The following is a 20,693-nucleotide window of genomic DNA, read 5'->3' on the forward strand; positions in this document are numbered from 1 at the left end:
GGCTCGGACCGACCAGGGCTAGGGTCGCGACATGAGCTCCGAGAACCCGCGCGTGCGCCCCGTCCACCCGGTCGACGCCGAGGTGGTGGAGGTCCCCGTCGATGCCGAGGTCCCGACGCCCGAGCCGGCCGACGGTCCCGACGCAGTGTCGCCCGAGCACGACCCGGACGAGGTCCGCATCGCGTTCCTGCTGTTCCCCGACCTCACGCAGCTCGACCTGACAGGCCCGGCGCAGGTGCTCTCGCGAGTGCCCGGCGCCCGTGTGGAGTACGTCGCCGCGACGCTCGACCCGGTCCGGAGCGACTGCGGGCTCGCCCTCGTGCCGACGACGACCATCGCCGACGCGAGTCCCGCGGACGTGCTCGTCGTCCCCGGCGGTGCGGGCGCGTTCGACGCCATGCTCGACCCCGAGGTGATCGGTTTCGTCCGGCGCGAGGCCGAGCGGGCGACCTGGGTGACCTCGGTGTGCACGGGCGCGTTCGTGCTCGGTGGCGCGGGGCTGCTCGCCGGCAAGCGGGCGACCACGCACTGGGCGTCGAAGCCGATGCTCGCCGCGTTCGGGGCGCAGCCGGTGGACGACCGCGTGGTGGACGACGGCGCGGTCGTCACGGCGGCCGGGGTCAGCGCGGGCATCGACATGGCGCTGTGGCTCGCGGCGGAGCTCGCGGGTCAGCCGGCGGCCGAGGCGATCCAGCTGCAGATCGAGTACGACCCGCAGCCGCCGTTCGACGCCGGGTCCGCCGAGCGGGCGGACACTCGGGTGGTGGCGGAAGCGCGGGCCGCTGCGGAGGAGGCGCGGGGCGAGCGGGTCGCGCGGGCTGCGGCGGCCGTCATCCGCTGACCACGGCGGGCGCGAGCGGGCCGCTCGTCAGCGGTTGCCCTTCGAGCCGCGCTTCGGCTTGCCCTTCATGCCGCGCTGGACACGACCGCGGCCGGCCTTGCCGGCGCCGGTCTTCCCGCTCGTGCCCTTCGTGGCGGCCTTCTTCGCGGCGGACTTCGTGTTGCCCGCTGTCGCCTTGCCGCCACGAGGCGGACGGGGGGCGGTCCCGTCGTCGGGATCCGCGCCTCCCGACTGGTCCTGCCCACGGGAACTGTTGGCGGTGCGGCCCCGGACCACGCCGATGAACTCCTCCGTCGAGTCCGAGGTGTCCTCGTCGCGCCAGGCGAGCACGATATGCGTGCCGGGCGAGCCGACGAGTGTGCGGGCGACGAGGTTCTTGCGGCTCGCGGCCCGGAACAGCGACTGGGGGAGGACCGCGACGCCGACGTTCGCCTCGACCAGGTCGAGCGCGGCATCGACGTCCGCCGGCACGGGTCCGGCGTCGACGACGTGCACGTCGGCCTCGGCGAGGTCGATCTCGTCGAGGTCGGCGAGCGGGGAGTCCTTCGGCATCGCGACCACGGCGGTCTCGGTCCAGAGCGGGATGGCGTGGTGCGCGTCCGAGACCGGCACCCGCGCGAAGACCATGTCGGCCTCGCCCGCGAGCGCGTCGTCGACCTCGTCCGCGCCGACCGGGCGGAGTCGGAGCTCGACCTCGGGGAAGCGTTCCCGCCAGACACGGGCCCACTTCGCGGGGGACACCCCGGGCACGAAGGCGATGGTGAGGGCCGCGGTCATGCAAACGAGCATAGGGGCCGTACCCTTGTCGGTATGGCGCAGGAACAGACCATGAAGCCCGAGACGGCCGCGAAGAAGCTCGGCATCCTGCTGGCGGCCGCCCCGGAGACCTTCCGGGACGCGCCGATCAGCCGGACCGCGTTCGACGAACTCCGCACGGAGCCCCCGACCTGGCTCGAGGAGCTCCGTCGCGACGGACCCCACCCGCGACCCGTCGTGGCGCAGAAGCTCGGCGTGTCGATCTCGGGACTGACCCGTGCCGGCATCGACGAGCCGCTGACCACCGCGCAGATCAAGACGCTGCTCGAGGAGAAGCCCGAGTGGCTCGTCCGTGAGCGCGCGACCCAGGCGGCCGTGCACGCCGAGAACGCCCGCGTGAAGCAGGAGCGCGCCGCGAAGGCCGCTGCCCGCGCCGAGGACTGACGACCCGCACCCCGACTCCGCCCGAGGACACCCGTGCACGAGACCGTCGCCGACGCCATGCTCGTCGTGCCGCAGTTCGCGTCGGTGTGCTGCATCGTCGGGGATCGGTACCGGCCCCGTCCGGGCGTGATCGTCCCCGCGGCCGTCATGCTCGTCGCGATGCTCATGCCCGTCGTGCACGCCGGTGCGGGGTGGACGCTCCTCGCGGCGACGCTGCTGCTGCTCCTCGCGCCGATGCCCGTGATGCGTCGTCGCCGTGCGGACGGCCGTCGTGCGGAGCCGATGGACGTGCACCGCGCGCTGTCGGCGGTCGTGATGGCCGGGATGCTCCTGATGGGGCACGCGACGGGGATCGCGGACGGGCATGCCGGGCACGGGATCGCGCTGACCGCGGTCCTCGGCGCCGGCGTCATCGGGTACTGCGCGTTCAGCGGGTGGCTGCTCCGGTACGAGTGGGCGCGAGAGGACCGGCGTGCGGTCCGGAGCGGCGAGGTGTTCGCGATGACCGTCGCCGTCGTCGGCATGACCCTCGCGATGTAGCCCGGTCCCGGGACCGCGCACGGACCGTACCGGGGAGCGGCGCGCGGTGGTGCCGCGACCGACAGGAGGCCCGGCTCGCGTCGTCGACGCGGGTCGGGCCTCCACTGTGGTCGCGGCGACGACCTAGTCGGTGACCCCGTCGAGATCGGTGATCCCGCGGGCCGCGGCCGCTGCGCGCCGGGCACGCATCGACGGGGCGATGAGCGCCCCGACCACGGCGAGGACGGCGACGCCGGTGCAGGCCCAGAAGCCGATCGTGAACGCGTCGTCGGTCGGCAGGCCCTGGGGCGTGCTGTGCGAGGTGATGAGCGCCGCGATGACCGCGGTGCCGACGCTCGACCCGATGGTCCGGACGACGGTGTTCGCGCTGATCGCCTCGCCGGTCTGGTTCGCGGGGACGCTCTCGATGATCGCGTTCGAGCACGCGGCGAGGGCGAGACCGATGCCGATGCCGGTCAGGACGCCGGAGACGACGACCTCGGCGATCGCTGCGTGCGAGATCGCGGGGATGACGAACGCGGCGACGATGGCGATCCCGCCGAGCAGCATCGGCGGCTTCGGGCCGACCTTGCGCACGAGGATGCCGGCGATGGGTCCGGCGACGATCATCATGACGACTGTCGGGAGGAGGAAGAGGCCGGCCTCGGTGACGTCCTTGCCGAAGCCGTACCCGACGGCGGTCGGCAGCTGCAGGAGCGTCGGCACGAGGACGAAGGTGCCGAACATCGCGAAGCCGAAGACGAGTGCGACGACGTGCGCGGTCCACACGCCGCGGACCGCGAACAGGCGGACGTCGATGAGGGGCTCGGCGACGCGGAGCTCGACGAACACGAACGCGATGAGCGCGACGGCGCCGAGGACGAGCAGGCCGATGGTCTTGCCGTCACCCCAACCCCAGGTCTCGCCCTCGCTGATCGCCAGCAGGATCGCGACGAGGGAGATCGCCAGGACGAACGTGCCGGCCATGTCGAGGCGGCCGGGCTTCCGCACGGGGGACTCGGGCATGCCGAAGATCGCCCCGAGCAGCGCGATGACCACGAGCACGGCGGGCAACCAGAACAGCCAGTGCCACGAGAGGTGTTCGACGATGGGGCCCGCCGCGACGATCCCGACGCCCGCGCCGATGCCGAAGATCGCGGAGAGCAGGCCGATCGTGACGCTGACCTTCTCCTTCGGGAGCTCGTCGCGCACGATGCCGATGGACAGCGGCATCACGGCGCCCGCGGCGCCCTGGAGCGCGCGGCCGACGATGAGCGTGCCGAGGTTCGGCGCGAGGGCGGCGAGGACGGCTCCGACGAGCAGGATCGACAGGACGACGATGAGCACCTTGCGCTTGCCGACCATGTCCCCGAGCCGGCCGAGGATCGGCGTGAGCACGGACGCGGACAGCAGGTAGGCGGTGAGGACCCAGCTCGTGGCGCTCGTCGAGGCGCCGAGGTCCTGTCCGATGGTGGACAGCGCCGGGGCGACGAGCGACTGCAGCACGGCGAAGGACAGACCACCGAGCGACAGGTAGACGATGATCGCCGTGCTGTTCGGTCGGCGACCGTCGGTGGTGGGGTGGGACCCGGTCCGCGGGCTCTCCATGGTCTCGGTCATCGTGCTCCGTACGGTCGATGTAAACACTTGCTGACTTGACGAGGGTACGCGGTTCCGTGCGGATGTCAACAGTTGCTTACATCGAGCGCGGAACCGGTACGCTTCGACCATGAGCAAGGACGCCGAGGCCACCCGCCTGCTCCTCGTGCAGGCCGCGCGCCGCCGCTTCGCGTTCGACGGCTACCGGGCCACGACGGTGCGGGACATCGCTGCCGACGCCGGGGTGAACGTCGCGCTCATCAACCGCTACTTCGTGTCGAAGGAAGGGCTGTTCCGGGCGTGCCTCGACCGGGTGGTGCGGGACCTCGACGCGGAGGAGCGGGCGACGCCGGACCTCGAGCGAGCCCTGCGGGACCTCATCGCGCACGTCGTGCAGTCACCGACCGACGAGGACTCGATCCAGCTCATGGTGCTGCTGCGGTCCTCGGGCGACGAGGGCGCCGACGCCATCCGCCGCGAGACGCTCCGGCACTACGCCGAACGCCTCGCCGGCGTCGTCGGCGGAGAGGTCACCGACGAGCTGCTCGTCCGTGCCGAGGTCGCGCTCGCCGTCGTGCTCGGCATGACGATGCTGCGGACGTCGACGCAGGTGGAGCCGCTGGCCTCCGCGGAGCACGCGGTCGTCGCGCGAGCGCTCGAGGACGCCCTCCGCGGTCTGTTCGACCTGGCGGACGAGGGCTCGTCCGCGCGCTGAACCGGTCGGTCGCGGTAGCGTCGAGCCGTGTCCGAACGCCCCGTCCGCCGCCCCGAGCCCGCCCCGCGCCTCGACGAGGTCGACGAGCGCATCCTCTGGACCCTGGCCGCCGACGCTCGGATCCCGAACAACCGGCTCGCCGCCGCCGTGGGCATCGCTCCGTCGACCTGCCTGACCCGGGTGCGGGCGCTCGAGGACGCCGGGGTCATCCGCGGCTACCGTGCGGACGTCGACATCGCCCGGCTCGGGTTCGCGATCGAGGCGATGGTCTCGGTGCGGGTGCACGCCGCCGCTCGGCACGAGCTGCGGGACTTCGCGAAGCGCCTGCTCCGCGTGCCCGTCGTGCAGGACGTGTCGTTCCTGGCGGGGGACAAGGACTTCCTCGTGCACATCGCCTGCACCTCCACCGAGCAGCTGCGCGACTTCGTGGCCGACGAGCTCAGCGGGGACCCGTCGGTGGCGACGACGCAGACGAACATCGTGTTCGAACGGCTCGTCGCGGAGCGGTCGCACCAGGGCCGGTCGTTCGACGAGCTCCGCCGGTGGCGGGCCTGACCGGCGCCCGCAGAGCGGCCGCTACCAGCAGCGCTCAGCGCGTGCGGGTCATCGGGACGTGCGGGATGCCGTCCTCGAGGAAGTCCTCACCCGCGCGCACGAACCCGAACCGGGCGTACCACTGCTCGAGGTACGCCTGCGCGTCGATCGAGATCCGCGCGGAGCGTGACTCGGCGATCGCCGCCTCCATGAGCTGCGACGAGAGGCCCTGCCCCCGCGCGGCCTTCGCGGTCGCCACCCGGCCGATGCGCTCTGTGCCGTCCGGTTCGCGCAGGAGGCGCAGCGTCGCGTCCACGGATCCCTGCCCCGCCCAGAACTGCAGCGTCCCCGGTTCGAGGTCGCGCCCGTCGATGTCGGGGTACGCACAAGCCTGCTCGACGACGAACACGTCCTGCCGGAGGCGGAGGATCTCGTGCAGCGTGACGATGTCCAGGTTGCGAGTCGGAGCGTTGAAGATCGAGACCAAGACCGGCCTTTCCTGACGATTTCTTCCGAAACGGGATGCGATCCGGAGTGGAGCGGCGTACCGTGCCGACCAACCACTCTACGTGCGCAGCCGAGATCGGGAGGTGAGCGCATGGACCAGCCATTGCGCGCACCGTGGCGCGCGGTGATCCGGTACGCGCTGTTCGGCGTCGGCATCGTCGCCGGCCTCGTGCTGCTCTCGCTGGTCATCGGCGCCCGCCCGGCCGCTGCGGCGACGCCCGCGCAGTCGCAGCAGACCCAGGAGCAGCCGCAGCCGCAGCACCGAGGGCTGGTCGCCGGCCTCGGCGACACCGTCCACGGCCTCACGAGCGGTGTCGGACGGACCGTCGAGAGCGTCGCCGAGCCCGCGCGGAAGGCCGTCGCCCCGGCGGCCGCCGCACCCGCACCCGCACCCGCACCCGCACCCGCACCCGCTCCGGCGACGCCGGCCTCGGCACCGGAACACACCGCGCCCGCTCCGGCACCGGCTGCTCCTGCCCCCTCGGCAGCCGCTCCGGCCGCTCCGGCTCCTTCGACGCCCGCCACGGCAGCGCCCGTGGCGGAGACGCCCGCGGTCAGCGCGGAACCAGCCACCCGTCCCGACCCGACCACCCCCGCGGCGCAGGCCGGATCACCTGGGGCGAGCAGCGCCTCCAGGCCGGCGACCGACACCCTCGTCACCGTCCTCCGACCCGCCACCGGGACCGTCCGGGCACTCACCGGCGCACGTCCCGTGACCGCCGTCGTCACCGCACTCGACCAGGTGGTCGGCGCCGTTCCGGTAGTCGGCACGGTCCTCGGTGACGACACGCTCGGCTCCGTCACCGGTCCGGTCACCGGACTGGTCGACGACACGCTCGGAGCAGTCGGGACGACCGTCGGTTCGGTGCCGGACGTCCTCACCGACGTGCCTCCCGTCGTCGGCGTCCTGCCTGGAGGCACGGATCCCGTCGTCGACGTCCCCCCGGTCCCCGCGGGCGGCACGCCCAGTGCACCGCTCGCCACGGCGACGGGCGCGCACGACGCGCGCGTGGTGGCCGAGCGCTCCGCCACGGGGTCCCGAATGGACGCGACCGTCCTCGCCGGGACCACCGGCATCGTCGCGGCCGGCGAGCCGCAGGACGCCACGTTCGGCGGCCGAGCGCTCCTCGTCCCGGAAGGCCACGGCGCCGGGTACGGCGATGGCGCGGTCGACGGCGCCGGCTCGGGCGTACTCGGCGGCAGCGCTGCCGGTTCGGCCGGCTCGGCCCCAGCGGTCGGCACCGTCGGCACGGCCGACGCCCGGTTCTCCCTCGCCGCGGGGTCACGCGGCAACCTCTCCGACGACGCCGTCCCCGCGTCGATCGTCGGCGAGCACGACGTCGCCCCTGACTGAGATCGGTGCGCCTGTCCGGCACGGCAGGCACCCACCACTGGCCGCCGCCACCGCGGTCGGCCGCCGATCTCGATCAGGAAGAAACGACCATGAACAAGTACGTCTCGAGAGGGCTCTGGTTCGCCCTCTTCGTCGGCGGGCTGACGCTCGGAGGTGCTGCTGCGGCGAACGCTGCGACGACCTCCGGCGCGGACGGCACCGCTTCGGGCACGCAGGTGGCGCCGTCGATCGACGCGCCCGTGTCCGCGACCGGCGACGCGCTCGGGGTGCTCGGCGACGCGGTGTCGTCGCCCACGAGTGCTACGACGCCGGCCGATGCAGCAGCGACGGATCCGGCCGTTGCCCCGTCCACCTCGGGTGCGGACGGCACGGCGTCGGGCACGCAGGTCGCCCCCGAGGTGACAGCGCCCGTGCAGGTCTCGGACAACGCGATCGCCGTCGACGGTGACGCTGCCGCTGCGCCCGCGTCGGCGGCTCCCGCAACCGAGGAGGCGGCACCGGTGACCGCCGCTGACTCCACCTCGGGTTCGGACGGTGTCGCTTCGGGCACCCAGGTCGTCGGCGACGTGACCGCACCGGTCGAGGCCTCCGGCAACGCGATCGCCGTGGGCGGTGACGCGGTGTCGTCCGAGCCCGCCGCAGCGCAGACCGCGGATGCCGGGTCCACGGCGTCGTCGGCGTCGACGACCTCGGGGTCGGACGGCACGGCGTCGGGCACGCAGGTCGCTCCGGTCGTCGCGGCACCGATCACGGTGTCGGACAACGGCGTCGGGCTGCTCGGTGACGGCGACGCGACCGGGGCGACCGCCCCGGCGGACGGTTCGACGGGTACGACCGGTTCGACCGACGCGACCACGCCGGCCGCGGACGGCACGACCTCGGGGTCGGACGGGATCGCGTCGGGTTCGCAGGTGTCGCCGGTGGTGTCGCTGCCGGTGAGCATCGGTGGGAACGGCATCGGCCTCGTCGGTGACGGTACGAGCACGGCGTCGACGACCTCGGCGACCGACACGACCGCGCCCACGGCGGGTGGCACGACCTCGGGGTCGGACGGCACGGCGTCGGGCACGCAGGTCGCTCCGGTCGTCGCGGCGCCGATCACGGTGTCGGACAACGGCATCGGGCTGCTCGGTGACGGCGACGCGACCGGGGCGACCGCCCCGGCGGACGGTTCGGCGGGTACGACCGACGCGACCACGCCGGCCGCGGACGGCACGACGTCGGGGTCGGACGGGATCGCGTCGGGTTCGCAGGTGTCGCCGGTGGTGTCGCTGCCGGTGAGCATCGGTGGGAACGGCATCGGCCTCGTCGGTGACGGTACGAGCACGGCGTCGACGACCTCGGCGACCTCGGCGACCGACACGACCGACGCGACCGACACGACCGACACGACCACGACCGGCGGGACCACCTCGGGTGACGGCGCGGTCCTGGGTGGGACCCAGGTCACGCCGGTCGTCAGCCTCCCGCTCACGATCGGCGGCAACGGGATCGGTCTCGTCGGGGACGGCACCAGCACCACCACCACGCCCGGTGACGGCACCACCCCTGGTGACGGCACCACCCCCGGTGACGGCACCACCCCGGGCGACGCCACCATCCCCGATGACGCGATCGGCGCAGGAGACGTCAGCACGACCGGAACCGTGACCCCCGTCACCGGAGCCGACGTGGCGGTGTCGACCAGCGCCTCCAGGGCCGGGACCGTCATCGCGACGACCGCCGGCATCGCGACGATCGCCCGGACCGCCGTGCGTGCCGTCGACGCGTGGAGCACCCAGCCGGCGCTCGCCTACACGGGAGCGTCGTCGCCGATCGTTCCCGCCGGCATCGCGCTGCTGCTGCTCCTCGCCGGGGCGGGAACGCTGGTGCTGCACACGCGGCACTGACCGCAGGCGCGCACCGAACCACGAGACCGACGTCGAACCAGGCGCGCAGCCCGGTTCGACGTCGGTTCCGTGGCTCGTCACGGACCGGAGGAGCACTGTGTGACGCCCCGCGAACCGGCGAGATCCCGCCGTCGTCCGTGTGGGGTATCGTTCCGACTACGCAAGTGCTCCGGGGTCGGTGCAATTCCGAACCGGTGGTGACAGTCCACGAACTGATGACGGGTGCGAACCCGGCAGAGGTTGACCCGGTGGGATTCCGGGACCGACGGTGAGAGTCCGGATGGGAGGAAGCGCTGGCGGACGAGACGCGACCACGAGCTGGACGCGACCCGTCCGTCGATGCCGACGATCGTCGAACGCCCCCGGAGTCCCGTTGAGAGGACACCAGTGTTCACCGGCATCATCGAGGAACTCGGCACCGTCACCGCCGTCGAGCAGCACGGCGACTCCGTCGCGCTCACCGTCCACGGGCCGCTCGTGGTCGGGGACGCCCGGCACGGCGATTCCATCGCGACGAGCGGCGTCTGCCTGACCGTCGTCGAGCAGACCCCGGAGACCTTCACGGCCTTCGTCATGAAGCAGACGCTCGACATGAGCGCGCACGGTTCGCTCGCCGTCGGCGACCGCCTGAACCTCGAGCGCGCAGCATCGGTCGGCGACCGGCTCGGCGGTCACATCGTGCAGGGCCACGTCGACGGCACCGCGACGGTGCTCGAGACGACGGACGGCGACGGCTGGCGGCGCGTGCGCTTCTCGCTCGCTCCCGATCTCAGCCCGCTCGTCGTGGACAAGGGCTCGGTCGCGATCGACGGCGTCTCCCTGACCGTGAGCGCGGTGTCCGCCGAGGACACCCCGCCCGCCGACGCCTGGTTCGAGGTGAACCTCATCCCGGAGACGCTCGAGGCCACCACCCTCGGCACTCGCGTCCCCGGCGACCGGGTGAACATCGAGACCGACGTCCTGGCGCGGCACGTCCGGCGGATGCTGCGGCTCGACGCCGCGCTGCGTCCGCTGGAGACGGCCGGTCTGGAGGCGCGGTGATGGTCGCCGAGACCGGCTCGGTCCCGCAGACGGTAGCGCCCGGCGGGAGTGTGCCGGCTGTGGCCGCGGTCGCTGGTGCGCCGGCCGCCGGTGCACTCGGCCTGGCGAGCATCGAGGACGCCGTCGCGGCGATCGCTGCCGGTCGTCCGGTCATCGTCGCGGACGACGAGGACCGTGAGAACGAGGGCGACGTCATCCTGTCCGCCGAACTCGCGAGCCCCGAGTGGATCGCCTGGACGGTGGCCCACTCGTCCGGGTTCATCTGCGCCCCGGTGAGCATCGAGATCGCGGACGCGCTCGACCTCCCGCCGATGGTGGCCCACAACGAGGACGTCCGCGGCACGGCCTACACCGTGACCGTCGACGCCGCCGCCGGCGTGACCACCGGCATCAGCGCGCACGACCGGGCCCGGACGCTGCGGGTCCTGGCCGACCCCGCCTCGGTCCGCGACGACCTGCACCGTCCCGGACACGTCGTGCCCCTGCGTGCGCGACCGGGCGGCGTCCGCGAGCGTGCGGGTCACACCGAAGCAGCGATCGAGCTCGTCACCGCCGCCGGACTGCGTCCCGCCGCGGCGATCTGCGAGATCGTCGACGAGGACGGCGGCATGATGCGCCTGCCGGGACTTCTCGCACTCGGGGCACGCGCGGGCGTGCCCGTCATCACCATCGCCGCACTCGTCGAGTGGCTCGACGCGGCAGACCGGGCAGCGGCCGAGGCCGCGCCCACGGAAGGAACGACACGATGAGCGGAGCAGGCGCGGCGGACCGCGACCACGTCGACGGGACCCGGATCCGGGTGGCGATCGTCGCCGGTCGGTGGCACGACACGATCGCGGGCGGCCTCCTCGCCGGTGCCCAGCGCGAGGTCGAGCGGCTCGGGGCGTCGGCGGAGGTCATCCCGGTGCCGGGGAGCTTCGAGTTGCCGGTCGTCGCGAAGGCCGCCCTCGAGGCCGGTTTCGACGCGGCGGTCGCCCTCGGCGTGATCATCCGCGGCGGCACACCCCACTTCGAGTACGTCTCGGACGCGGCCACGAGCGGGCTCACCCGCGTGGCGCTCGACACCGGGAAGCCCGTCGGGTTCGGCGTGCTCACGCTGGACGACGAGCAGCAGGGGCTCGACCGCGCCGGGCTGCCGGGGTCGAAGGAGGACAAGGGTGCCGAGGCCGTGCACGCGGCGGTGTCGACGGCGGTGACCCTGCGCGCGCTGCGCGTCCTCGCGTAGGCGCCCCGCGCCTCCCGGGAAACGCAACGGGCCCCGCACCTCGAGAGGTGCGGGGCCCGTTCGGACGCGGTGGGTGACTACCGCTTGCCGAACACGTGGATCGGCAGGAAGAACGAGAGGGACATGAGCAGGAGACCGCCCATGAAGATGAACGCCTGACCCGAGCTCACCTGGAACGCGAAGCCGAACAGGTACATCGACACCAGCAGCAGCAGGATCGAGAAAACAGCGGCGATGACGCGGCCCACAGTGGTACCTCCGGAATCAGGCGGGTGGATCGGACCCAGTCTATCCCCAGCAGCGGGGATGTTCGTTCACGCGCCGGGTCTGGTGGCGATCAGGCGGTCGACGACGGCGAGCAGCGGCTCCATGTCGACGCTCGCCCGGTCGGGGCGGACCTCGCTCGCGGCGCCGAGGGAGGCCGCGTGGTACAGCCCGTCGCCCATGAGCTTGATCGCCTGCGCCGTCGGGACGTCACCGAGCGAGTCGACGAGCGCCGCCAGCCAGGCGTTCTCGGTCTCGTCGAGGGTGCGGCCGGCCTCCTCGTAGCCCGCCTGCTGCAGACGGCTCGCTGCCAGGAGGGCGAGGTCGAGCTCACTGCCGACGAACTGGCAGTTGCGCACGAAGTAGCGCGGCGCGCCGTCCTCGGCCTCGCGCATGCGCTCGACGTCGATGGCGGAGAGGTCGGACAGTCGCTCGCAGAGCCCCTCGACCAGCGCCGCCTTCGACCCGAAGTGGTAGAGCAGTCCGCCCTTCGACACGCCGGCGCGGGCGGCCACGGCGTCGAGGGTCGCCGGACGCTCTCCTTCCTCGCACACGATGGCGACGAAGCTGTCCAGGACACGATCGCGGGCGCTTGCCATGCGCACGAGTCTAGGGATTCGCGGGCAGCAGTGCGGGACACGCGCTGCTGCCCGCGAACCCTCAACCCTTCAGAGCACCGGCGGCGATGTTCGCGATGAAGTGCCGCGAACCGATGATGAACACCCCGATGAGCGGGAACACGCTGATCACCGCGCCGGCCATCACCGCGCCGAGGTCCGTCGCGTTCACCGAGCTCAGGCCCGCGAGCGCCACCTGCAGCGTCTGCCCCTTCGGGTCGATGAGCACGATCAGCGGCCACACGTAGTCGTTCCAGGCCGTGACGAAGGTGAAGATGCCGAGGAACGCGAGGCCGCCGCGGAGCATGGGCACCGCGATCGACCACCAGGTGCGGAAGAACCCGGCACCGTCCACCCGCGCGGAATCGATCACCTCGTTCGGGATCGAGCCGGTCGCGAACTGCCGCAGCAGGAAGATGCCGAACGCGTTCGCCGCGCCGGGGACGATGAGCGCCTGCAGCCCGCCGATCCACCCGAGCTTCGCCATGAGCACGAAGCTCGGCACGAGCGACAGGCTGCCCGGCACGAGGAACGTCGCGAGCATCACCGTGAACAGGGTCCGCTTGAACGGGAACTCGTACTTCGCGAACGCGAACGCCGCCAGGGAGTCGAACACCATCACGAGGACGGCCGTGCCGCCCGACACGATCACCGTGTTGAGCAGGGCGCGGAGCATGTCGACGTTGCTGAACACCGACGCGACGTTCGCCATGGCGTTGCCGCCGAACCACAGCGACGGCGGGTACCCGAAGATCTCCGCGTTCGTCGAGGTCGACATCACGAGCAACCAGTAGAACGGGAAGATCGACAGCACCACGCCGACGATCAGGCAGAGGTGCGTGACGGCCGTCCCCACCCATCCGCGCCGGAACCCGTGGCCGCGGTCGTTGCCCGCGGCACCCGGTCGTCCGAGCGCTGCGGCGGTGTTGGTGGTCGTCGTGGTCGGCGTCGCGGTCATGCGTCGACCCCCTTCGCGCTCGTGCGGGTCGTGCGCGGTGCGCGCAGCCGTCTCGGTGTCTTCAGGCCGTCGCGTTCGCTGAGGAGGCGCCAGTTGATGATCGCGAAGACCACGGAGAAGATGAACAGCACCCAGGCGATCGCCGACCCGTACCCGAAGTCGAACTGGTTGAACGCCTGCTCGTACTGGTAGAGCACGATCGTCATGCCGGCCTCGTCCGGACCGCCGACGGCCTGCCCGTTGAAGAGGATCTGCGGCTCGGTGAAGAGCCCGAGTCCACCGATGGTCGACGTGATGACGGTGAACAGGATGACGGGCCGGAGGAGGGGGACCGTGATCCGGGAGAAGATCTGCCAGGTGTTCGCGCCGTCGACCTTCGCGGCGTCGTACAGCTCCGTCGAGATCGACTGCAACCCCGCGAGGTAGATGATCGCGTTGTACCCGGTCCAGCGCCAGATCACCATCACCGAGATCGTGACCTTGATGCCCCAGTAGGACGACAGCCAGCCGACCGGGTCGGCACCGAGAGCACGCATCGCGGCGTTGACGAGGCCGAAGCCGTCGGAGAACACCGACCCGAACACGATGGCCATCGCGACCATGCTCGTGACGTTGGGGATGAAGAAGGCCACTCGGTAGAAGCCCTTCGCGCGGATGTCGCCGTGCAGCAGGAACGCGAGGACGAGCGCCAGGAACAGCATCGGGATCGTGGACATGATCCAGATGAGGAAGGTGTTCGAGACGGCGTTCCAGAACCGCGGGTCGCCGAGCAGGTACTGGTACTGCGCGAGTCCGACGAACGCGGGCGAGCCGATGCCGTCCCAGTCGGTGAACGACAGGACGATCGAGAACACGATCGGGAACAGGCCGAACACGAGGAACAGCACGTAGAACGGTGCGATCGCGACGTACTGCGGCCAGAACCGGCGAAGGCCGAAGCGCTTCCCGGTGGCGGCCGTGGTGATGGACGAGGTGGGGGTGCCGACGACGGCGGGGATGCTCGTGGTCCGTGGTGCCTGCTTGGTGCTCATGCCCGGACCCCGCGCTTCTCGAGGACCCGGTTGGTCTGGTCGACGGCGTCCTGCCAGGCGCGGTCGGGGTCCTTCCCCGCTGCCTCGACGTTGGTGATCTCGGTGGTGAAGGCGCCGATGAACCGTTCGGAGTTCGAGATGTACGTCACCGGGACGTCCATCGCCGAGGCGTTGAAGAACCCGAGCGGGTCCTGGTCGCCGAAGTAGTTCCCAGGGTTCCGCATGAGGCCGTTGTCGAACGACGCGGGCGTGGAGGGGAACAGCTGGACGTCGTTGTACGTGTGCGACTGCACCTCGGGGGAGGTGATCCACTGCGCGAACGCCGCAGCCGCAGCGGGGTCCTTGGAGGACTTCGGGACGGCGAGGAAGGAGCCGCCGCTGTTCCCGGGTCGCTCCGGCTGCCGCGCGATCCGCCACTTCCCGGCCGCGGCGGGAGCGGTGTCGTGGATGACCTGGGTCCACCAGGCGCCCTCGATCTGCCCGGCGACCCGGCCGGAGACCCAGCCCGCGTTCTGGTCGGTGCCGGACTGCAGGTTGCCGGTCAGGCCGGAGCGCACGCACGCGACGGCGTTCTCCCACGCCTGCCGCACCGAGCTGTCGCTGCGCTCGAACACCGGCTGGTCGTCGCGGTCGAAGTACCGCGTGGGGCTCGCGGCGATGTACTGGGTGAAGAGCTGGTTCGCCGTGATCACGGTCGCCGACCCGGCACCCTTGCGGATCTTCGCGCCGAACGTCCGGAAGTCGTCCCAGGTCGTGATCGCGTCGGCGACCTCGTCCGGGTCCGTGGGCAGCCCGGCCTTCGCGAGCACGTCCTGCCGGTAGAAGAACCCGGTCGGGCCGGTGTCCACGGGCCAGAAGCACTGCCGACCGCTCGGAGTCCGCCCGAGCGCGAGCTTCCAGTCGTAGTACTCGCCCTTCTTCGACGCACCGCCGTGGTCGTCGAAGTCGGTGAAGAGGTCCTCGTCGGGGAAGTACAGCCAGCAGTTCGAGTTGACCATGAGCACGTCGGGGATGAACGCGTTGCCGGCGAGGGCCGTCCGGAACTTCGTGTCGTAGGACGCGCCGCCGATGAGGTCGGGCCTGAGCCGCATGGGCTCGTGGCCGCTGATCCCACCGGCGGCCTGCTTCAGGAACTTCGGGTCGAGGGAACGGTTCCAGTACCAGAGGACCAGTTCGTCGGGGTCCTTGGAGATGGCGGTGCCGGTGGAGCACCCGGTGAGGAGCGCCGTCGTGGCGAGGGCGCCGAGGGCGCCTGCGCCGGCGAGGAACCCCCGCCGGCTGAGACTGATCGATGGTGCTGCTGTCACGGAGTACCTGCTCTCGTCGTTGAGATCGGGATACCTGGAGCGTTCGACCGTGAACGCTCACGAAGTGGCTCAGAGCCTGCCCGCACCGACACGCCGTGTCAAGCACCAGGATCGTTGCAGTGCTGCTCCGAGGGCATTACGTTCGTCACGACCGTGAAGGTTCACGACACGATAGGGATCCGCATGTCAGCGCAGACCGCGCCCACCACCGGCAACAGCACGACCGGCCGCCACGACGCCCCCGGCTGGGCCGTCCTCGGCCCCGGCGGCATCGCCCGCCGCTTCCTCTCCCAGCTGCCGGCGAGCGGTGTCGGCGCGACCATCGTCGCGGCCGGGAGCTCCTCGCCGGACCGCGCGCGGGCCTTCGCCGCGGACGCCGTCGAGCACGGGTTCGCCGACGTCGCCGCGGTCTCCTACGCCGACGCCCTCGCCGACCCCAGCGTGGACGCCGTGTACGTCTCGACGGTGCACACCGGTCACGCCGCGCTCGTGCTCGCCGCGCTCGAGGCGGGCAAGGCCGTCCTGTGCGAGAAGCCGCTGTCGCCGAACCACGGCACCGCGATGGCGCTCGCCGATGCCGCGCGCCAGGCCGGCCTGCCGCTCGTCGAGGCGTACATGTACCGCTTCCACCCGCAGACCGCGGCACTGCTGGACCTCGTCCGCCAGGGCTCGATCGGCGCCGTGACGCACGTCGACGCCTCGTTCGCGTTCCGCTCCGGTGACCGGACCGGGCGTCTCTTCGACGTCGACACCGCCGGTGGGGGCATCCTCGACGTCGGCGGCTACCCGGTGACGATGGCGGCGGCGATCGTCCAGGCCGCGACCGGGGTGGCCGCCGCGGAGCCGACCGAGCTCACCGCCACGGGGACGCTCGGGCCGACGGGCGTCGACGAGTGGACCGTCGCGCACCTGACGTACACGCCGGGCATCACCGCCAGTGTCCGCACCGGTGTCCGCGTCCAGGACGAGAACGCGGTCGTGGTGTACGGCACGACCGGGAAGATCACGCTCACCGACCCGTGGACGCTCGGCGAGGAGCCCACGATCGAGGTCCACACCGTCGACGAGGAGCCGCGCGCGCTGTCCTTCGCGGGGGCGCACCCCTACGCGCTCGAGGCCGACGCCACCACCGCGGCCCTCGCCGACCGCAGGGTCGACGCGCCGCAGATGACCCTCGACGAGTCGCTCGCCGCAGCTCGCACGCTGGACCGCTGGCGCGCCGCGATCGGCCTGCGCTTCCCGTTCGAGGCCGAGACCGCCGACATCCCGACGGTCAGCGGCCGACCGCTCGTCGTCGCCGCACGCGAACCAGAGCGGACCGACGTCCCGATGCGGTACGGCGAGATCGCGGGCGTCGGGAAACGGATGTCCCGGCTCGTCATGGGCGTCGACAACCAGCCCGACCTCGCGCACGCCAGCGCGATCTTCGACCTGTTCGTCGAGCAGGGCGGCAACGTCTTCGACACCGGGTACATCTACGGCGGCGGCGTGCTCGAGGGGCGGCTCGGCACGTGGATCCGGAACCGCGGGGTCCGCGAGGACGTGGTGGTCATCACGAAGGGCGCGCACACGCCCTACTGCGACCCGGAGTCGCTCAGCCGACAGCTGCTCGAGAGCCTCGAGCGCCAGGGCACCGACTACGCGGACATCTACATGATGCACCGCGACGACGAGGACGTCCCCGTGGGGGAGTTCGTCGACGTCCTCGACGAGCACCGTCGCGCCGGCCGCATCCGCGTGTACGGCGGGTCGAACTGGAGCACGGCGCGCTTCGACGAGGCGAACGAGTACGCCCGTGCCAACGGCAGGCACGAGTTCGAGGTCCTCAGCAACCACTTCGGCCTCGCCGAGGCGTACGACGTGCCGTGGGCGGGGTGCCGGCACGCGACCGACGCCGCGTCGAAGCAGTGGCTCGAGGAACGTCAGGTGCCCCTGCTGCCGTGGTCCTCGCAGGCGCGCGGGTTCTTCACCGGCCGGGCGAAGCCGGAGGACACCAGCGACGCCGAGCTCGTCCGCTGCTACTACAGCGACGAGAACTTCGAGCGCCTCCGTCGCGCGTCCGAGCTCGGCGAGCGGTTCGGCGTGCCGGCCACGGCGATCGCGCTCGCCTACGTCCTGAACCAGCCGTTCCCGACCTTCCCGCTCTTCGGACCGCGTACGATCGCGGAAGCCCGTTCCTCCATGACGGGTCTCTCCGTCGACCTCACTCCCGAACAGGTGGCATGGCTGGACCTCCGCGACTGACGCCCCAGCACCCGGACCCGCTCCCCGCGAGCAGCAGCCCCGGCGGCCGGGCGACGATCCTCGACGTCGCCGCGGCCGCCGGGGTGTCCCGGCAGACCGTCACCCGGGCGATGAACGGCATGTCCGGCATCAGTGCGGCGACGAAGCAGCGGGTCCTCGCCGAGGCCGAACGGCTCGACTACCGCCCCTCGCGGTTCGGTCGCGGACTGGTCACCGGCGGCGACCACCAGCTCGGACTCGTCGTGAACGACCTGCGGAACCCCTACACGCCGCAGCTCGCGTCCGCGGTCTTCCGGCTCGCGGCCGAGCAGGGGTGGAACGTCATGCTCGCCGACGTCGACCTGGCGAGCGACGCCGACCGGATGGTCCAGGCGCTCGGGGCGCAGACCGACGTGGTCATCGGGTACCTCGGTTCGCGCCGGGAGCGGTGGAACGAGCTCCTCGGCACGGTGCCGATGGTGGAGCTCGACCCGTACGCCGAGCCGCCGACCGCAGCCGTCTGGATCGACCCCGCGGACGCGATCGAGGTCCTCGCCGACCATCTGGTGGCGACGGGCGTGCGGCATCCCGTCGTGCTCGACAACTCGTCGCCGGAGCACACCAGCGTCCGCGGCGTGCTCATGATGGACGCCCTCCAGCGCCGCGGCTACCTCCCGGAACTCGTGCACGCGGAGCACGGTACGGCCGAGTGCGGCGCCGAGGAGACGGTCCGGATCCTGGCGCGGAAGCGTCGACTCGACGCGATCCTGGCGTTCAACGACGTGATGGCGCTCGGTGTGCTGCAGGCCTGCCGTCGCGCCGGGGTGGACGTCCCCGGAGACGTCCGCGTCGTCGGGGTGGACGGGCTGCCCCTCGGCTCGCTCGTCGCACCGACGCTGACGACCCTCGCGGTGGACCTCGACGCCGTCGCGCGCGAGGCGCTCGACCTCGCGCTCGGCATGCTGTCGGGTGCGCTGCCCCGCCAGGGCGCTGCAGTGCAGCGGACGGTGCGACACAGCCTGCTCCTGCGCGAGTCGGCGTAGCGCGACGCTCGGCGGCGACGCGCCTACCGGGCGGCGACGCGCCCTGGACGTGACCCGGTGACGGACTGGAGGCGCGGTGCACGCCCGCACCGCGCCTCCAGTCCGTCGACCGGTTGCATTTGCAACCAATACCGTCCAGACGGTACACTCGTGAGGTCCTGACGGGGCGCGTGCCCGCACCGCGCCCCGTCTCGTCTGCACCGCCGTCGACCCGGTCCGGCTCGAAGTCCCAGGAGTCCGAAGTGTCCGCACTGCTCACCAGCCCCGTCGCCACCGCCGTCACCGGCAGCCGTGCCCGACGGTTCGCCGCGCTCGCCGTGCTGATGCTCCCCGTCCTGCTCATCTCGGTCGACAACACCGTGCTGAGCTTCGCGCTCCCGTCGATCTCCCGCGCACTGAACCCCGACGCCACCACGCAGCTCTGGATCGTCGACGCCTACCCGCTCGTCCTCGCGGGCCTGCTCGTCGTGATGGGCAGCATCGGCGACCGCATCGGCCGCCGCCGGATCCTCGTGACCGGCGCCACCGGCTTCGCGGTGTTCTCGGTCGCGGCGGCGTTCGCGACGGATGCCTGGATGCTCGTCGCTGCCCGGATCGTGATGGGCGTGTTCGGGGCCATGCTCATGCCGGCGACGCTGTCGATCATCCGCAACGTCTTCGTCGACGCGGGGGAGCGGCGGATGGCGCTCGCCCTCTGGTCGACGATGTTCGCGGCCGGCAACGCCCTCGGGCCGCTCGTCGGCGGCGTCCTCCTCGCGCACTTCCACTGGGGCTCCGTGTTCCTCGTCGCGGTGCCGATCCTCGTGCTCATGCTCGTCGGCGTGCCGTTCTGCGTGCCGGAGTCCCGCGACCCGAACCCGGGGCCGGTCGACGTGCCGAGCATGTTCCTGTCGCTCGGCGCCCTCGCCCCCACGGCGTGGGCGATCAAGTCCGTGGTGCATCCGGAGGAGCGGGGCTTCGCGATCGCCATGCTCGCGGTCGGCGTGCTCTGCGGGGTCGCGTTCGTGCGCCGGCAGCTCCGGTCGCGGACCCCGATGCTCGACCTCAGACTGTTCCGGAGCACGGCGTTCACCGGCGGCGTGCTGATGAACATGACGGCGATGTTCTCGCTCACCGGGTTCCTCTTCTTCATCGCGCAGCACCTGCAGCTCGTCGCCGGCCTCGACCCGTTCGCCTCGGGCGTCGTGCTCGTCCCCGGATCGGTGCTCACGATCGTGGCGGGGCTCGTCGTCGTGCCGGTCGTCGCCCGGGTAGCGCCGCGCTGGGTCGTCGCCGTGTCCCTGCTGTTCTCGGCGGCCGCGTACGCGATGGTGTCGGTGCTCGGGCACCACGCCTCGATCGTGGCGCTCGCGTTCGCGTTCGTGCTGCTCGGCATCGGCATCGGGGCGTCCGAGACGGTCACGAACGACCTCATCATCTCGACGGCGCCCGCGGACAAGGCCGGTGCGGCGTCGGCGATGTCCGAGACGGCGTACGAGATCGGCGCCGTGCTCGGCACCGCGGTGCTCGGGACGATCCTGGCCACCGCCTACCGGGCGCACGTCGTCGTGCCGGACGGGTTGTCCTCGTCGGCGCACACCGCGGCCCAGGAAACCCTCGGCGGTGCGGTGTCCGCCGCCGCCGACCTCGGCGGCTCGGCGGGACAGGCGCTCCTCGAGTCGGCGCGGGCGGCGTTCGACTCCGGGGTGACGGTCACGGCGGGGGTCGCGGCGCTCCTCATGGTCGTCGCGGCGGCCGGCGCGGTCGTCATGCTCAAGCGGCGCTGAGGCGACAGCTCGCCTCGCCGGAGCCCCGCACGGCACGCCCGGGATCGGACGAACCTGGGA

The 20,693-nt window shown here is 72.1% G+C and carries 20 protein-coding genes, 1 pseudogene and 1 riboswitch; of the genes and pseudogenes, 13 read left to right on the forward strand and 8 right to left on the reverse strand.

All coding sequences use genetic code 11. From position 1 onward, the window contains the following. Positions 1-31 precede the first annotated feature (31 nt). Positions 32-841, forward strand: a complete 810-nt coding sequence (locus HP507_RS15890; RefSeq protein WP_175352755.1) for a DJ-1/PfpI family protein — start codon at positions 32-34, stop codon at positions 839-841. A 27-nt stretch (positions 842-868) separates the two neighbouring features. On the opposite strand, the gene HP507_RS15895 is transcribed toward HP507_RS15890, so the two are convergent. Continuing rightward, a complete protein-coding gene (locus HP507_RS15895) occupies positions 869-1,618 on the reverse strand; it encodes a LysR family transcriptional regulator substrate-binding protein (protein WP_175352756.1) in 750 nt (249 codons plus the stop codon). Between the two features lie 33 nt (positions 1,619-1,651). Between HP507_RS15895 and HP507_RS15900 the strand changes: the two genes are divergently transcribed. Together HP507_RS15900 and HP507_RS15905 are read left to right on the forward strand one after the other, a co-directional pair. Continuing rightward, entirely contained in the window at positions 1,652-2,041 is a 390-nt protein-coding gene (locus HP507_RS15900; RefSeq protein ID WP_175352757.1) for a DUF5997 family protein, read from the forward strand. Between the two features lie 33 nt (positions 2,042-2,074). Continuing rightward, entirely contained in the window at positions 2,075-2,581 is a 507-nt protein-coding gene (locus tag HP507_RS15905; RefSeq protein ID WP_175352758.1) for a hypothetical protein, read from the forward strand. Positions 2,582-2,704: 123 nt separating this feature from the next. Here HP507_RS15905 and HP507_RS15910 read toward each other — a convergent pair whose 3' ends face one another. Then, positions 2,705-4,180 (reverse strand): MFS transporter, encoded by a 1,476-nt coding sequence (locus tag HP507_RS15910; RefSeq protein WP_175352759.1) that lies wholly within the window; start codon positions 4,178-4,180, stop codon positions 2,705-2,707. A gap of 109 nt (positions 4,181-4,289) precedes the next feature. On the opposite strand from HP507_RS15910, the gene HP507_RS18230 reads away from it, so the two are divergent. Together HP507_RS18230 and HP507_RS18470 are read left to right on the forward strand one after the other, a co-directional pair. Next, positions 4,290-4,874, forward strand: a complete 585-nt coding sequence (locus HP507_RS18230) for a TetR/AcrR family transcriptional regulator (protein ID WP_175352760.1) — start codon at positions 4,290-4,292, stop codon at positions 4,872-4,874. A gap of 27 nt (positions 4,875-4,901) precedes the next feature. Further along, positions 4,902-5,429 (forward strand): Lrp/AsnC family transcriptional regulator, encoded by a 528-nt coding sequence (locus tag HP507_RS18470; protein WP_175352761.1) that lies wholly within the window; start codon positions 4,902-4,904, stop codon positions 5,427-5,429. A 34-nt stretch (positions 5,430-5,463) separates the two neighbouring features. On the opposite strand, the gene HP507_RS15925 is transcribed toward HP507_RS18470, so the two are convergent. Next, entirely contained in the window at positions 5,464-5,895 is a 432-nt protein-coding gene (locus HP507_RS15925; RefSeq protein WP_175352762.1) for a GNAT family N-acetyltransferase, read from the reverse strand. Positions 5,896-6,006: 111 nt separating this feature from the next. Between HP507_RS15925 and HP507_RS15930 the strand changes: the two genes are divergently transcribed. The 5 genes and pseudogenes from HP507_RS15930 to ribH all read left to right on the forward strand — a co-directional run bounded on the left by HP507_RS15930 (position 6,007) and on the right by ribH (position 11,424). After that, a complete protein-coding gene (locus HP507_RS15930) occupies positions 6,007-7,269 on the forward strand; it encodes a hypothetical protein (RefSeq protein WP_175352763.1) in 1,263 nt (420 codons plus the stop codon). An 89-nt stretch (positions 7,270-7,358) separates the two neighbouring features. Further along, a complete protein-coding gene (locus tag HP507_RS15935) occupies positions 7,359-9,158 on the forward strand; it encodes a chaplin family protein (RefSeq protein ID WP_175352764.1) in 1,800 nt (599 codons plus the stop codon). A 162-nt stretch (positions 9,159-9,320) separates the two neighbouring features. Next, a riboswitch (FMN riboswitch) is annotated at positions 9,321-9,454 on the forward strand. Positions 9,455-9,545: 91 nt separating this feature from the next. Continuing rightward, on the forward strand, positions 9,546-10,199 hold the full coding sequence (locus HP507_RS15940; protein ID WP_175352765.1) for a riboflavin synthase: 654 nt from the start codon (positions 9,546-9,548) through the stop codon (positions 10,197-10,199). A 50-nt stretch (positions 10,200-10,249) separates the two neighbouring features. After that, positions 10,250-10,927: pseudogene (ribB, locus tag HP507_RS15945) on the forward strand (3,4-dihydroxy-2-butanone-4-phosphate synthase); the annotation flags it as partial. A 17-nt stretch (positions 10,928-10,944) separates the two neighbouring features. Next, positions 10,945-11,424 carry a 6,7-dimethyl-8-ribityllumazine synthase gene (ribH, locus tag HP507_RS15950; RefSeq protein ID WP_175352767.1) on the forward strand — a complete coding sequence of 160 codons (480 nt, stop codon included), beginning with the start codon at positions 10,945-10,947 and terminating at the stop codon, positions 11,422-11,424. Between the two features lie 77 nt (positions 11,425-11,501). Here ribH and HP507_RS15955 read toward each other — a convergent pair whose 3' ends face one another. The 5 genes from HP507_RS15955 to HP507_RS15975 all read right to left on the reverse strand — a co-directional run bounded on the left by HP507_RS15955 (position 11,502) and on the right by HP507_RS15975 (position 15,601). Continuing rightward, positions 11,502-11,672 (reverse strand): hypothetical protein, encoded by a 171-nt coding sequence (locus tag HP507_RS15955; protein WP_175352768.1) that lies wholly within the window; start codon positions 11,670-11,672, stop codon positions 11,502-11,504. Positions 11,673-11,738: 66 nt separating this feature from the next. Beyond that, entirely contained in the window at positions 11,739-12,287 is a 549-nt protein-coding gene (locus tag HP507_RS15960) for a TetR/AcrR family transcriptional regulator (RefSeq protein ID WP_175352769.1), read from the reverse strand. A gap of 61 nt (positions 12,288-12,348) precedes the next feature. Next, complete coding sequence (locus HP507_RS15965; RefSeq protein ID WP_175352770.1) at positions 12,349-13,263, reverse strand: carbohydrate ABC transporter permease; 915 nt, start codon at positions 13,261-13,263, stop codon at positions 12,349-12,351. Next, the gene (locus tag HP507_RS15970) at positions 13,260-14,294 is read right to left on the reverse strand and encodes a carbohydrate ABC transporter permease (protein WP_175352771.1); all 1,035 of its coding nucleotides are present in this window, start codon (positions 14,292-14,294) and stop codon (positions 13,260-13,262) included. Before HP507_RS15970 ends, HP507_RS15965 begins: the two co-directional genes overlap by 4 nt. Beyond that, positions 14,291-15,601, reverse strand: coding sequence for an ABC transporter substrate-binding protein (locus HP507_RS15975; RefSeq protein ID WP_271207237.1), 1,311 nt, complete (start codon positions 15,599-15,601; stop codon positions 14,291-14,293). The genes HP507_RS15970 and HP507_RS15975 overlap by 4 nt, the downstream gene beginning before the upstream one ends. 183 nt (positions 15,602-15,784) lie before the next feature. Between HP507_RS15975 and HP507_RS15980 the strand changes: the two genes are divergently transcribed. The 3 genes from HP507_RS15980 (at position 15,785) to HP507_RS15990 (ending at position 20,633) form a co-directional block, all read left to right on the forward strand. Next, the gene (locus HP507_RS15980) at positions 15,785-17,845 is read left to right on the forward strand and encodes an aldo/keto reductase (protein ID WP_175352772.1); all 2,061 of its coding nucleotides are present in this window, start codon (positions 15,785-15,787) and stop codon (positions 17,843-17,845) included. Further along, complete coding sequence (locus tag HP507_RS15985; RefSeq protein ID WP_175352773.1) at positions 17,824-18,867, forward strand: LacI family DNA-binding transcriptional regulator; 1,044 nt, start codon at positions 17,824-17,826, stop codon at positions 18,865-18,867. The genes HP507_RS15980 and HP507_RS15985 overlap by 22 nt, the downstream gene beginning before the upstream one ends. Before the next feature lie 242 nt (positions 18,868-19,109). After that, entirely contained in the window at positions 19,110-20,633 is a 1,524-nt protein-coding gene (locus tag HP507_RS15990) for an MFS transporter (RefSeq protein WP_175352774.1), read from the forward strand. Positions 20,634-20,693: the final 60 nt, after the last annotated feature.

Source organism: Curtobacterium pusillum (assembly GCF_013359865.1).
GTDB classification, from domain to species: domain Bacteria; phylum Actinomycetota; class Actinomycetes; order Actinomycetales; family Microbacteriaceae; genus Curtobacterium; species Curtobacterium pusillum.